The organism is Streptomyces sp. enrichment culture (genome assembly GCF_964272895.1).
GTDB lineage: Bacteria > Actinomycetota > Actinomycetes > Streptomycetales > Streptomycetaceae > Streptomyces.
Window position 1 is genome coordinate 4,579,347 of record NZ_OZ186832.1, and the last position, 12,868, is coordinate 4,592,214.

Genomic DNA, 12,868 nt, shown 5'->3' on the forward strand with positions numbered 1-12,868 from the left:
GTCCCGCGCGGTAGGCATGGGGCATGAGCGAACGCGTGCGCGACGGACACCTGGTCGACGGCCGGTACCGGCTGGCGGGGCGCCTCGGGTCCGGGGGCTCGGGGACCGTATGGCGGGCGTTCGACGAGCTGGCGGGGCGTCAGGTGGCGTTACGGCGGCCCCGGTTGCCGTACGGCAAAGACGGCGAGCCGGGGCGGCGGGCCGCGAACCGGGTGTACCGGGAGGCGCGGGTGGCCGCGCGGGTGGAGCATCCGTCGGCCGTCGCCATCCATGACGTGGTGGTCGAGGACGGACGGCCCTGGGTCGTCATGGAGTGGGTGCGCGGCGAGTGCCTGCGCGACCTCCTCGCCCGAGGACCCCTGCCCGTCGCCGAGTGCGCCCGGGTCGGCCTCGCCGTCCTCGGCGCGCTGCGCGCCGCGCACTCCGTCGGGATCGTCCATCGTGACGTACGGCCCGCGAACGTCCTTGTCGAGCAGGGCACGGGCCGGGTCGTCCTCACCGGCTTCGGTGTCGCGCCCGCGACCGTCGGGGAGTACGCGGCGCCCGAGCGCCGGGCGGGGCGGGAGGCCGGGCCGGCTTCCGACCTGTGGTCGCTGGGAGCGCTCCTGCACGCGGCGGCGCAGGGCGGACCACCGGCCGGGCACGCCCGGCCCGCCGGCCCCCTCGGCCCGCTGATCTCGGCCCTGCTGTCCCCGCACCCGGACCGGCGCCCGACCGCGGCCCGCGCCGCGACGGAGCTGGCGGTGCTGGCCGGGGAGAGGCCGGCGGCCGCCGGGCGGTCCACGTGAGCGGGCAGCGGTCGGGCAGGCCCGTCGGAAACTGGTGTACGAGTGAAGGGAGGGGAACAAGCCCCTGATCAGGGCGTTTGTTGCCAGTGATCACTGGCGTCTTGTGTGCAGTCGGTGAATCCCTATTACCGACGGGTACACAAAGCCCTCGCCTGCGCATACCCTGCGCGTCATGACCGAAGCGCAGGCACCCGAGAAGGCCGCCCCCGGCACCAATCCCGTCGCCCCCGCCCCCGCGGGCGTACGCACCGCCGCCGATGTGGTCACCCCCGAGCTGGTGGCCCAACTGACCAAGGGCGTCACGGGTTCCGGCCGCACCGCCAACCACACGCCGTTCACCGGCGAGAAGCTGGCCGACCTCCCCGAGTCCACCCCCGAGGACGTGGCCCGTGCCTTCGACGCGGCCCGCGCCGCCCAGGCGGTCTGGGCCCGCGTGCCGGTACGGCAGCGCGCCGCCGTGCTGCTCCGCTTCCACGACCTCGTCCTGGAACGCCAGGCCGAGGTGCTCGACCTCATCCAGCTGGAGACCGGCAAGGCCCGTCTGCACGCCCACGAGGAGGTCCAGGCCGTCGCCGTCGCCGCCCGCCATTACGGCCGCAGGGCGTCCGCGTATCTCAAGCCCAAGCGGCACACCGGCGCCGTCCCGGCCCTCACCAAGGTCACCGAGCTGCGCCACCCGCGCGGCGTCATAGGCCAGATCGCCCCCTGGAACTACCCCCTCGAACTCTCCGTCGGCGACGCGCTCCCCGCCTTCGTCGCGGGCAACGCCGTGGTGATGAAGCCCGACACGGAGACGTGTCTGACGGCCCTGTGGGCCCGCGACCTGCTGATCGAGGCCGGGCTGCCCGACGACGTCTTCCAGGTGGTCCTCGGCGACGGCCCGGTCGTCGGCCCCGAGGTCGTCCGCCACGCCGACTACGTCTCCTTCACCGGCTCCACCCGCACCGGCCGCGAGGTCGCCCAGGGCGCCGCCGCGCGCCTGGTCGGCGTCTCCCTCGAACTCGGCGGCAAGAACGCCATGCTGGTCCTCGAGGACGCCGACCTCGACAAGGCCGCCGCGGGCGCGGTCCGCTCCTGCTTCTCCTCCGCCGGCCAGCTGTGCATCTCCATCGAGCGGCTCTTCGTCCACGAGTCCGTCGCCGACGCCTTCCTGGAGCGCTTCGCCGCCCGCACCAGGGCCATGCGGCTCGGCACGTCCCTCGCCTACGGCGCCGACATGGGCTCCCTCGTCGGGGAACGCCAGCTGCAGACCGTCAAGCGGCATGTGGAGGAGGCCGTCGCCAAGGGCGCCAAGGTGGTCGCCGGTGGCGTCGCCCGCCCGGACATCGGCCCGTACTTCTTCGAGCCGACCATCCTCGACGGCGTCACCGAACCCATGTCCGTCTGCACCGAGGAGACCTTCGGCCCGGTCGTCTCGATCTACCGCTTCCGGACGGAGGAGGAGGCGGTCGAGCGCGCCAACGCCACACCGTACGGCCTCAACTCCTCGGTCTGGACGAAGGACGGCCGCCGGGGCCGCGCCATCGCCGCCCGCCTGCGCACCGGAACCGTCAACGTCAACGAGGGCTACGCCTCCGCCTACGGCTCCGTCCAGTCCCCCATGGGCGGCATGAAGGACTCCGGCCTCGGCCGCCGCCACGGCTCCGAGGGCATCCTCAAGTACACCGAGGCGCAGACGGTCGCCCACCAACGGCTGCTGCCGATGGCGCCGTCCCTGGGGATGGACGACGAGTCGTACGCCCGCTTCATGAGCACGAGTCTGCGCCTGATGAAGGCGTTCCGGTTCAGGTAGCCGATCCGGGGGCGCGGGGCCGCAGCGATATGCGGCTGTGCCGCGTGAGCGCGAGAAACCACAGACGGCCGCACTTCTGACTCAACGAGGAGCACACGTGCCCCAGGACACCTACGACTACGACGTCATAGTCGTCGGCTCAGGCTTCGGCGGCTCGGTCACCGCCCTGCGCCTCACAGAAAAGGGCTATTCCGTAGGCGTCCTGGAAGCCGGCCGCCGCTGGACCCGCGACAGCCTCCCCAAGAACTCCTGGGACCTGAAGAACTACCTCTGGGCCCCCAGGCTCGGCCTGTTCGGCATCCAGCGCATCCACCTCCTCGGCAACGTCATGGTCCTGGCCGGCGCGGGCGTCGGCGGCGGCTCCCTCAACTACGCCAACACGCTCTACGTCCCGCCGAAACCGTTCTTCGAGGACCCCCAGTGGCGGGACATCACCGACTGGCAGGAGGAGCTGAAGCCGTACTACGACCAGGCCCGGCGCATGCTCGGCGTGCGGCTGAACCCGACGATGACCCCGTCGGACGTGCACCTGAAGGCGGCCGCGCAGCGGATGGGCGTCGGCGACACCTTCCACATGGCCCCGGTCGGCGTGTTCTTCGGCGACGGCAAGGACGCCGACGGCAAGGCGAGGGCGGCGGCCGGACAGCAGGTCGCCGACCCGTACTTCGGCGGCGCGGGACCCTCCCGCAAGGCATGCATCGAGTGCGGCGAGTGCATGACCGGCTGCCGGCACGGCGCGAAGAACACCCTCAACGAGAACTACCTCTACCTCGCCGAGAAGGCGGGCGCGGTCGTGCACCCGATGACGACCGTCGTCGCGGTCACCGAGGACTCCCAGGGCGGGTTCGCCGTCACCACCGTGCCGACGGACAACCGCCGCAAGGGCAAGGGCCGTACGTTCAAGGCCCGCCGAGTCGTCCTCGCCGCCGGCACCTACGGCACCCAGACCCTGCTGCACCGCATGAAGGCGAGCGGCCGTCTGCCCTACCTCTCCGACCGGCTCGGCGAGCTGACCCGCACCAACTCCGAGGCACTGGTGGGCGCACAGACCACCGACCGCCGCTACCGCAAGGTCACCGGCGAGCGCCGCCCCGACTTCACCCGCGGCGTCGCCATCACCTCCTCCATCCACCCGGACGAGAACACCCACATCGAGCCGGTCCGCTACGGCAAGGGCTCCAACTCGATGGGCAGCCTGTCGATCCTCCAGGTCCCCTACGCCGAGAACTCCTCCCGCGTGCTCGGCTGGCTCGCCAACGCCGCCCGGCACCCGGTGCTGGTGCTGCGCTCGCTGTCCAACCGGCGCTGGTCGGAGCGGACCATCATCGGCCTGGTGATGCAGTCGCTGGACAACTCCCTGACGACGTATCTGAAGCCGGACGGCGTCGGCAAGGGCCTGCTCACCGCCCGCCAGGGCCACGGCTCGCCCAACCCCAAGCAGATCCGGGCCGCCCAGGAGGGCGCCGACGCCCTCGCCGCCGAGATCAACGGCTTCGCCGGGTCCAATGTCGGCGAGCTGATGGGCACCCCGCTCACCGCCCACTTCCTCGGCGGATGCCCCATCGGCGACTCCCGCGAGACGGGCGTCATCGACCCCTACCACCGGCTCTACGGCCACCCCGGCATCTCGGTCGTGGACGGTGCGGCCGTCTCCGCCAACCTGGGGGTGAACCCGTCCCTGACGATCACCGCGCAGGCCGAGCGGGCGATGTCCTTCTGGCCGAACAAGGGAGAGGACGATCCGCGTCCCGCGCAGGGATCGGCGTACCAGCGTCTCCAGCCGGTCGAGCCCAAGTCCCCGGCCGTGCCCGCAGACGCGTTCGGCGCGCTGAAGCTGCCGTTCCTGGGGCTGCCGGCGGTGCCGCCCAAGGTGTGAAAAGCCGGAGGGACCTGCGCCCCCCTCCGAGCGCAGGTCCCTCCGGCTGTCCTGTGCGACGTACGACGCCCCAGAGCTCAGGCGGGGTACACAGACCTCGAGATCACGGGCGGGCGCAGGTGCGTCCCTGGGAACGCCTCGTTTGATCAGTGAAGCCTGTGAATGGTTGCCCCCGGATCCGGATCATTTTGAGGTGAGCTGGGTCACACGGCGGGGCCGGGGCTGCGGGAGCTGCGGGGGCGGGGCTGCGGGCGGCGGGGCCGGGGCTGCGGGAGCTGCGGGGGCGGCGCGACGAAGGGCCCCGCGGGGCTGCGCCGCGGGGCCCTTCTCTCGTCAGCACCGACGTCAGGGCGGTGTCGGTGCCGGAGCGGCGCCGGGGGGGGGCTGCGCCGCTGGTGGGGTGGGGGACACGGGAGTCATGGGGTGGGGGCCGTGCGCTTCGGAGGGGGACGGGTTCCGCCGGCCGGCCCCGGGCGTCCCCGGAGCCGACCGTTCTCTTGGGTGACCGGCCTGCTGTCCCCTGCCGTCCGGTCACGACCCTGGAGCGAGGTCCCACGACGCACAGCACGATCCGTACGTCTCATCGCCCCAGCGAGCCACGCGTGGTTCTTTCGGGCCCGCGCCTGGCTGACGCGGACATCCGGAGCAACGAACCGATTCGCCTGGCGGTCACGCGCCGTACGGGTGAGAGCGGCGTCGAACTCAGATGCGACCCCGGCACAGTTCGAGCAGCGTCATGGCGAGGGCGGTGCCGGGCCTGCCCAGCGCGTCCCGGTAGTGGCCGAGCACCTCCATCTCGCGGGAGAGGTTCACCCGGCGGCCGCCGGAGGTGATCCGCGCCTCCTGGATGACGGCGGAGACGGCCATGCGTTCCTGGATCAGGCCGATGATCCGGTCGTCGAGCGCGTCGATGCGCTCCCGGGCGCCGGTGATCACGTCGGCGGCCTCGGGGGTGTGGGCGCCGGTCTTCTCCGCGGGGGTCTTTTCCGCGCCGGTCTTCTCCGCGGAGGTCCTGTTCCCGGCGGTCGTCCGCTCGGTGGTCGTCCTCTCCGCGGTCGTCCTCTCCGCGGTCGTCTGCTCGGTGGTCGTCTGCTCGGCGGTGGTGGTGGTCATGGAGGGGCTCCTGTCGGGAGGGTGCCCCGGAGCGGCAGGACCCGGAGAAACGACAGACGCCCCGGGCCTTGTCGGCCCGGGGCGCCTGGAAAGTCGCTTGGCGTCAGCTCAAGCAGCACGACCATGGCAGCCGGCGGGCCGGTTGCCATAGGTAAAGAGGAAGGTCGTCTGCGTGAGCATGGGGTTCAGTATGCCGGGCCTGCCGCGCGCGTCCAAGCCGGTTCGGATGGTGAGATGCGCGACTGTCCGGCCGTAGCCCGGCAGCGGGGGCGGGTTCCCGCCCCCACCTCGGTAGAATCGGACAGCAGAAGACCCCCGCCCAGCCGCCGGAAGGCAACCCGTGTCATCTGCGACCCCCGCTGCCGCCGTCCCCGACACCGTTCTGGTCGTCGACTTCGGCGCGCAGTACGCCCAGCTCATCGCCCGTCGAGTCCGCGAGGCCCGGGTCTACAGCGAGATCGTGCCGAGCACCATGCCGGTCGAGGAGATGCTCGCCAAGAACCCGGCGGCGATCATCCTCTCCGGCGGCCCCTCGTCCGTGTACGAGGAGGGCGCGCCCCGCCTCGGCCGCGAGCTCTTCGAGGCCGGCGTCCCCGTCTTCGGCATGTGCTACGGCTTCCAGCTGATGGCGCAGACCCTCGGCGGCACCGTCGACAACACCGGCGCCCGCGAGTACGGCCGTACCGACCTGCACGTCTCCCGGACGTCCTCCACCCTCTTCGAGGGCACCCCCGCCGAGCAGCACGTGTGGATGTCGCACGGCGACGCCTGCTCCGCCGCCCCCGAGGGCTTCACCGTCACCGCCTCCACGGACGTCGTCCCGGTCGCCGCCTTCGAGAACGACGAGAAGAAGCTCTACGGCGTCCAGTACCACCCCGAGGTCATGCACTCCACGCACGGCCAGCAGGTGCTGGAGCACTTCCTCTACCGCGGTGCGGGCCTGAAGCCCTCCTGGACCACGGGCAACGTGATCGAGGAGCAGGTCGCGGCCATCCGCGAGCAGGTCGGCGACAAGCGCGCCATCTGCGGTCTGTCCGGCGGCGTGGACTCCGCCGTCGCCGCCGCCCTCGTCGCCCGCGCCATCGGCGACCAGCTGACCTGCGTCTACGTCGACCACGGCCTGATGCGCAAGGGCGAGACCGAGCAGGTCGAGAAGGACTTCGTGGCCGCCACCGGCGTCAAGCTGGTCGTCGTGGACGCGGAGGAGCGGTTCCTCGCCGCTCTGAAGGGCGTCACCGACCCCGAGGAGAAGCGGAAGATCATCGGCCGTGAGTTCATCCGCGTCTTCGAGCAGGCGCAGGCGGACATCATCGCCGACGAGGGCCCGGCCGTGGAGTTCCTGGTCCAGGGCACCCTCTACCCGGACGTCGTCGAGTCCGGCGGCGGCACCGGCACCGCCAACATCAAGTCGCACCACAACGTCGGCGGTCTGCCCGAGGACCTCGAGTTCAAGCTGATCGAGCCGCTGCGCAAGCTGTTCAAGGACGAGGTCCGGATGGTCGGCCAGGAGCTCGGCCTGCCGGAGGAGATCGTCCAGCGCCAGCCGTTCCCCGGCCCCGGCCTCGGCATCCGTATCGTCGGCGAGGTCACCAAGGACCGCCTGGACCTGCTGCGCGAGGCCGACGCCATCGCCCGCGAGGAGCTGACCGCGGCCGGCCTCGACCGCGACATCTGGCAGTGCCCGGTCGTCCTGCTCGCGGACGTCCGCTCCGTCGGCGTCCAGGGTGACGGCCGCACCTACGGCCACCCGATCGTCCTGCGCCCGGTCTCCTCCGAGGACGCCATGACGGCCGACTGGTCGCGGCTGCCGTACGACGTCCTCGCGAAGATCTCCACCCGCATCACCAACGAGGTGCGGGACGTCAACCGGGTCGTGCTCGACGTGACGTCGAAGCCGCCGGGCACGATCGAGTGGGAGTAGGCCCTAGGTGCGCTTGATCAGGCGCAGGGGCTCGCCGGGTTTCCAGACCTGGAGGACGAGGTACTTGTCGTCCTCGACGTAGGTCCGCACGACCTCCGTCAGCTCGGCACGGAAGAGGTGGAACGGCTCCGGCGGTTCCACCTCTTCGGCGTACCGGGCCTTCTCCGCCGGGTCGTGGACCTCGACCGCCCGCCCGCTGATCCGGATGTCGCCCCCGCCCATCGACTGGCCCTCCCCGGGGTTCGCCTGGAGCGCGAACCGCGGGTCCCGGCGCAGGTCGAGCGCCTTGAGCGAGTCCGGCATCATGCCCAACCACAGCTCGCCGCCGAGGAAACGGACCTCCAGGCCCGTGGTCCGGGGCGAGCCGTCCTTGCGGAGGGTGGCCAGGACGTGGTGCGTGAAGGCGCCGAAGCGTTCCTCGACGGTGCGGGCGAGGTCGGGTTCGGCGGTGGTGAAGGTCTGCCAGTTCGCTGCGTCTGCCATACGGGGAGTGTGGCGCGGATACCCGACATCCTCTGTCCGGTATCGCCGTGTCTACGCGTCGTGCGGTACCGGACGGACGTACCGCTCCCGCCCCTGCTGGTCCCGCACGGGCGTGCAGCCCGCCGCCTCCAGCCGCTCGGCCAGCTTGGCGCGCTTGCGCACGTTGATCCGCAGGGCGACCAGGAGGAGGACCGGAAGGGCGGCCGCCAGCGGGAACAGCACCAGGTGCTTGCCCGTCAGGACACCCAGCGGCACCAGGACGAGCGGTATCGCCCACGACATGGTCAGGAACTTCTTGGGGTCACCGGCCGCGCCCGCCGTGTCGAACCGGATGAGCGCCCTCAGCAGATCGACCTCCGCCTCGGCCTCCGGCAGCGGCGTCAGCGTGCCCGGCCGCATGCCGGGCACCGCGCCGCCCGCGCCGGCCTGCGGGAACGCCGCCGCGTTGGCCGCCGCGCGCTGCCGCGCCCGGTCGTCGTCGTCCCGTACGAGGTAGACGTGCAGCGACTTGTGCTGCGGGTCGCCCTCAAGCCGCGCGTCGGCGTACCGGAATCCGTACGCCTCCGCGATGTACGCCAGCGAGGCGACGGTTTGTGCCTTGGCGTACGGGTGGTCGAGCTCGACGACGTCCTGGGACGCGACCTGCCGCATGACGGCGGTGATGTGCTTCTCGACGAGGCTCACGATGGCTCCTGACTGCGGTGGCCGGACGACGGCGCTGAACTTCTGACTCCGGTTACCGGACCGGCGAACCCTCGCGATGGTTGCGTCCCCCTCCTCTGTAACGTGCGCCATGTTTGCGCAACGGCCTGTCCTCCTCGGCGGACCGGCGGTAACTTCCGGCCCGTACAGCACCCCTCGCCTGGAGGACTCGATGCACGGGACGCCCCGGCAGACCCAGCCGACCCCGCCGGCCCAGCCGACCCCGCCCCCCGCCGTCCCGACGGATCAGCTGCGGTTCGCGATGCCGCCCCTGCACGACTCCGTCGAGGACGAACGCCGGCACCGCAAGGAGCGGCTGGCCGGCGCCCTGCGCGTCTTCGGGCGGCTCGGCTTCGAGGACGGCGTCTCCGGGCACATCACCGCCCGCGACCCCGAGTACAGCGACTGCTTCTGGGTGAACCCCTTCGGCATCCCCTTCAAGCACGTCACCGTCAGCGACCTCGTCCTCGCCAACTCCGCCGGCCAGGTCCTCGACGGCCGCTTCCACGTCAACCAGGCCGCCTTCACCGTCCACGCCCAGGTCCACGCCGCCCGCCCCGACGTCGTGGCCGTCGCCCACTGCCACTCCGTGCACGGCCGCGCCCTCGCCGCCCTCGGTGAACTCCTCGACCCCATCACCCAGGAGAGCTGCGCCTTCTACGAGGACCACGCGCTGTACGACGCCTACACCGGCGTCACCGTCGACGCCGACGAGGGACGCCGGATCGCCGCGGCACTCGGCTCCCACAAGGCCCTCGTCCTGCGCAACCACGGTCTGCTGACCGTCGGCGACTCCGTCGACGCCGCCGCCTGGTGGTTCATCACCATGGAACGCTCCTCCCAGGTCCAGCTCACCGCACGCGCCGCCGGCCGCCCCGTCCTCATCGACCACCGCATGGCCGTCGCCACCCGCGAACAGCTCGGCGGCGACCTTGTGGCGTGGATCAATTACCAGCCGCTGTGGCAGGACATCAGCCGCAGCGAACCGGATCTTCTTGGGTGAGGTGAGGTGGCCTTGGCTTGGTTGAGGTGAGGTGAGGTGAGGTGGCCTTGGCTCGGTTGAGGTGAGGTGAGGTGGTCTTGGGCGTATTGAGGTGACGTGGGCTGGGCTCGGTCGGGGTGAGGTGACGTGGGCTGGGCTCGGTTGGGGTGAGGCGGGCTCGGCAACCCCCGACATCCGGGCTTCCATGCTGGGCGCGTCCCCGCGTTCCTCCGTATCGTCGGTCAAGGGGTCCCGTCACGTGGGCGAGAGGCGGCTGGCAGCGATGACACCCGGTATCCATTCCGACACGCACTCCTACCCCGGCGGCGGCCGCGACTGGCGGGCGACCGCCACCCACTACGCACTCCTTCCCCTGCGCCTCTTCCTCGGCGTCACCTTCATCTACGCCGGCCTGGACAAACTCACCGACAGCTCCTTCATGAAGGACTCCGGCCCCGGCTCCATCGGCGAGATGATGCGCGGCGTCCGTGACTCCGCCGCCATCCCGGAACTGGTCGACCTGGCCCTGGAGAGCCCCGTCGGCTTCGGCTACACCATCGCCTTCGGCGAGCTCGCCGTCGGCATCGGTACGCTCCTCGGCCTCTTCGCCCGCATCGCCGCGCTCGGCGGTGCCCTGATCTCCCTCAGCCTCTGGCTGACGGTCAGCTGGGCCTCCGACCCCTACTACTACGGCAACGACCTCGCCTACCTGATGGCCTGGATCCCCCTCGTCCTCGCGGGCGCCCCCTATTTCTCCGTGGACGCGGTCCTCCGCAACCGGCGCCGCGAACGGGCCGGGCTCTTTCGCTAGCCGCCTCCACCGCGAAGCCGGTGGGCGACGGTTGGGCACTGCGGGGTACTGCGGGGCACCGCGGGGCAGAGCTGGGCCGGGCGGTGTCGTGCCCTGCCGTATCGTGCCGTGCCGTGCCGTGCCTAGGGTCTGGGTCTCGTCCCGCCCGTGTCGGCCAGGGGCGAGCCGTCCGGTGACGTGCCCGCGGCTCGTCGGCGTCGTAGGCCGCGGGCCACCAGTCCCGCCGTGCCCGCCAGGCACAGTCCGCCGACGACGACGGGTATCACCACGAACCACGGTGTCTCCCAGGTGCCGCCCGCGTCCCCGGCGTAGAGGACACCGGCGAGGGTGACGAAGAAGCCGGCCACCAGCTTGCCCGGCAGGAACTCATGACGCAGCACGGCTGACCTCCGCCTGTCCCACACCGACCTGTAGGTCGATCTCGATGGTGCCGCCGGCCTTCGTGCCCTCGGCCGGCGGCAGGACCGTCTCCTTGCTCTTGCCCGCCGCCACGTCGACGTCCTGCTTGTCGTCGCCCGGCAGCTGGATGTCACCGATGCCTACGTCGATGTTCGCCTCCACCGTCACCTCCGGCGGCACGAGGATCCGCAGCCGGCCCACGCCCACCTCGGCGTTGGTGCTGACCCGCTGGCCCGCGGCGAGGTCGAGCCGGGTGAGGTCCAGCGTGCCGACCCCGGTGCCGAGGTCGTACTGCGGCCGCACGTCGGCGGCGGTGGCCGGCCGCCAGGTGGTGCGTCTCCAGTCGGTGCCGATGTCCTTGGGCATCGCCGTCGCCCCGGCGAGCAGCCCGGCCGTGACGATCGCCAGGAGCACCGACCCGGCGCCGGTACGCCCCAGGAACGCGCTCACCGATATACCCAGGCCGAGGACGATCAGCATGCAGGCCAACCCCGCCTGCACACTGGTCCCCAGCGGGTGTTCCTCCCAGGTCAGCCTTGTCGTCAGGGCGCCCCCGAGCAGGGCGAGCAGGAAGACCCAGCCGCCGATCCAGCGGGGGCCGCGCGGCTTGGGCGGCCGGGGGCGCGGGCCGGGCGTCGGCGGGGCGCCGTGTCCGTAGTCGCTGCTGAGCTCGATGGTGAGGGCCGACGCGATGTCCCGTTCGTGCGAGTCGCCCGGCCCCCACAGATATCCGGTGCCGCCGACATGCGTGCCGTCCTTGACGATGGGGTCGCGCCACCAGGACGGGTAGGAGTCGGGCACCGGCGGTGCCTTGGCCTCCGGCGGGGCGTCGGCGGCCGCCTGGGCGGCCAGCGGGTCGGGGTCGGGGGCGCCGCGGCGCTGCGACCAGTAGCCGGCGCCCGCCAGCACGAGGGAGAGGACGACGGCGAAGGTGAGCACCCCGCCGTTGTTGATCAGCGTCAGGAAGACTCCGCAGCCGACCAGGGCGAACAGCACCGCCGCGAGGGCCTGTCCGTCGACCCGGCCGGTCAGCAGCTTGCGGACCTCGTTCTCGTCCTCGTCGTCGTACGGGACGAGGAGCCAGGCGAACCCGTAGAAGATCAGGCCGATGCCGCCGGTCGCGGCCAGCACGGCGAGCGTGATCCGGAAGATCACCGGGTCCATGTCGCACTGCCGCCCCAGCCCCGAGCACACCCCGGCCAGCATCTTGTGCCCCCGCTCCCGCCGAAACCGGCGGTGCGGGTCGGGGGAGTCGCCGGAGGGGGAGGAGCCGGCGGACGAGTCACCGGCACCGCCGGCGGCCCCGGCCTCGCCGGACCCACTGGAGCGCCCGGCCCCACCGGAGCGCCCGGGCCCGCCGGAGCTTCCGGACTCATCGGAGCTTCCTGACCCATCGGTGGCTCCGGACCTGCCAGAGCCACCGGACCCACCTGAGCTACCGAAGCCACCTGAGCTACCGGACCCACCAGAGCTACCGGAGCCACCTGAGCCACCTGGGCTGCCGGAGCCCCCGGACCCACTGGAGCCTCCAGACCCGTCGGAGCCCCCGATCCCGCCGGAGCCTCCGAGGCCACCGGAGCCCTCGATGCCACTGGAGCCTCCGAACTCGCCGGAGCCCCCGATCCCAGCAGCAGCAGCGGAACCGTCCGAGCCCCCCATCCCACCAGCATCACCCGAACCGTCGGAGCCCCCGGACCCGCCGGAGGCGTGACGGGGCGACGGCTCGGCGTCCGTCGCGTCCGTCCCCTTGTTCCGCGCGCCCGCCCGCTCGTGCGCGCCCGCGCCCGCGTGCGCGGGCGAACCCGTGCGCGAGCCCGTGTCCGTGCGCGGTTCCGCGCCCGCGAGGGCCGCGGGCGGCGGACCGGACGCGGGACCCGTACCGGGCCCGGCGTCCGCGGCGTGCTGGTGATCAGTCATGTGTCCATGGTGACGGCCGAGCCGTCCCGGCGGCAGTCGGTATGACCCTGGCCGGACCCTGATATCGCCCCTGAGACGGCCGGG

At 72.1% G+C, this 12,868-nt stretch carries 11 protein-coding genes; 6 read left to right on the top strand and 5 right to left on the bottom strand.

Features of this window, described 5'->3' with window-relative positions; translation table 11 throughout:
- The first annotated feature begins 23 nt into the window (after positions 1 to 23).
- The 3 genes from ACSU6M_RS20880 to ACSU6M_RS20890 all read left to right on the top strand — a co-directional run bounded on the left by ACSU6M_RS20880 (position 24) and on the right by ACSU6M_RS20890 (position 4,456).
- Complete coding sequence (locus ACSU6M_RS20880) at positions 24 to 788, top strand: serine/threonine-protein kinase (RefSeq protein ID WP_437071285.1); 765 nt, start codon at positions 24 to 26, stop codon at positions 786 to 788.
- Between the two features lie 172 nt (positions 789 to 960).
- Positions 961 to 2,580 carry a succinic semialdehyde dehydrogenase gene (locus tag ACSU6M_RS20885; RefSeq protein ID WP_437071286.1) on the top strand — a complete coding sequence of 540 codons (1,620 nt, stop codon included), beginning with the start codon at positions 961 to 963 and terminating at the stop codon, positions 2,578 to 2,580.
- A 97-nt stretch (positions 2,581 to 2,677) separates the two neighbouring features.
- Positions 2,678 to 4,456 (top strand): GMC oxidoreductase, encoded by a 1,779-nt coding sequence (locus ACSU6M_RS20890; RefSeq protein ID WP_437071288.1) that lies wholly within the window; start codon positions 2,678 to 2,680, stop codon positions 4,454 to 4,456.
- A gap of 702 nt (positions 4,457 to 5,158) precedes the next feature.
- On the opposite strand, the gene ACSU6M_RS20895 is transcribed toward ACSU6M_RS20890, so the two are convergent.
- The gene (locus tag ACSU6M_RS20895; protein ID WP_437071290.1) at positions 5,159 to 5,569 is read right to left on the bottom strand and encodes a chorismate mutase; all 411 of its coding nucleotides are present in this window, start codon (positions 5,567 to 5,569) and stop codon (positions 5,159 to 5,161) included.
- 340 nt (positions 5,570 to 5,909) lie between these two features.
- Here ACSU6M_RS20895 and guaA point away from each other — a divergent pair, with 340 nt between their 5' ends.
- Positions 5,910 to 7,490, top strand: a complete 1,581-nt coding sequence (gene guaA, locus ACSU6M_RS20900; protein ID WP_437071292.1) for a glutamine-hydrolyzing GMP synthase — start codon at positions 5,910 to 5,912, stop codon at positions 7,488 to 7,490.
- A 3-nt stretch (positions 7,491 to 7,493) separates the two neighbouring features.
- Here the strand turns inward: guaA and ACSU6M_RS20905 are convergent, their stop codons facing one another.
- Both ACSU6M_RS20905 and ACSU6M_RS20910 read right to left on the bottom strand, forming a co-directional pair.
- Positions 7,494 to 7,973: a pyridoxamine 5'-phosphate oxidase family protein gene (locus tag ACSU6M_RS20905; RefSeq protein WP_437071293.1), complete on the bottom strand. Its 480-nt coding sequence runs from the start codon at positions 7,971 to 7,973 to the stop codon at positions 7,494 to 7,496.
- Between the two features lie 51 nt (positions 7,974 to 8,024).
- The gene (locus tag ACSU6M_RS20910) at positions 8,025 to 8,657 is read right to left on the bottom strand and encodes a hypothetical protein (RefSeq protein WP_437071295.1); all 633 of its coding nucleotides are present in this window, start codon (positions 8,655 to 8,657) and stop codon (positions 8,025 to 8,027) included.
- 190 nt (positions 8,658 to 8,847) lie between these two features.
- On the opposite strand from ACSU6M_RS20910, the gene ACSU6M_RS20915 reads away from it, so the two are divergent.
- On the top strand, positions 8,848 to 9,678 hold the full coding sequence (locus tag ACSU6M_RS20915) for a class II aldolase/adducin family protein (RefSeq protein ID WP_437071297.1): 831 nt from the start codon (positions 8,848 to 8,850) through the stop codon (positions 9,676 to 9,678).
- Positions 9,679 to 9,940: 262 nt separating this feature from the next.
- On the top strand, positions 9,941 to 10,468 hold the full coding sequence (locus ACSU6M_RS20920) for a DoxX family protein (protein ID WP_437071299.1): 528 nt from the start codon (positions 9,941 to 9,943) through the stop codon (positions 10,466 to 10,468).
- A 122-nt stretch (positions 10,469 to 10,590) separates the two neighbouring features.
- On the opposite strand, the gene ACSU6M_RS20925 is transcribed toward ACSU6M_RS20920, so the two are convergent.
- Together ACSU6M_RS20925 and ACSU6M_RS20930 are read right to left on the bottom strand one after the other, a co-directional pair.
- On the bottom strand, positions 10,591 to 10,848 hold the full coding sequence (locus ACSU6M_RS20925) for a hypothetical protein (protein ID WP_437071301.1): 258 nt from the start codon (positions 10,846 to 10,848) through the stop codon (positions 10,591 to 10,593).
- Positions 10,835 to 12,073: a PspC domain-containing protein gene (locus ACSU6M_RS20930; RefSeq protein ID WP_437071303.1), complete on the bottom strand. Its 1,239-nt coding sequence runs from the start codon at positions 12,071 to 12,073 to the stop codon at positions 10,835 to 10,837. Before ACSU6M_RS20930 ends, ACSU6M_RS20925 begins: the two co-directional genes overlap by 14 nt.
- Positions 12,074 to 12,868: the final 795 nt, after the last annotated feature.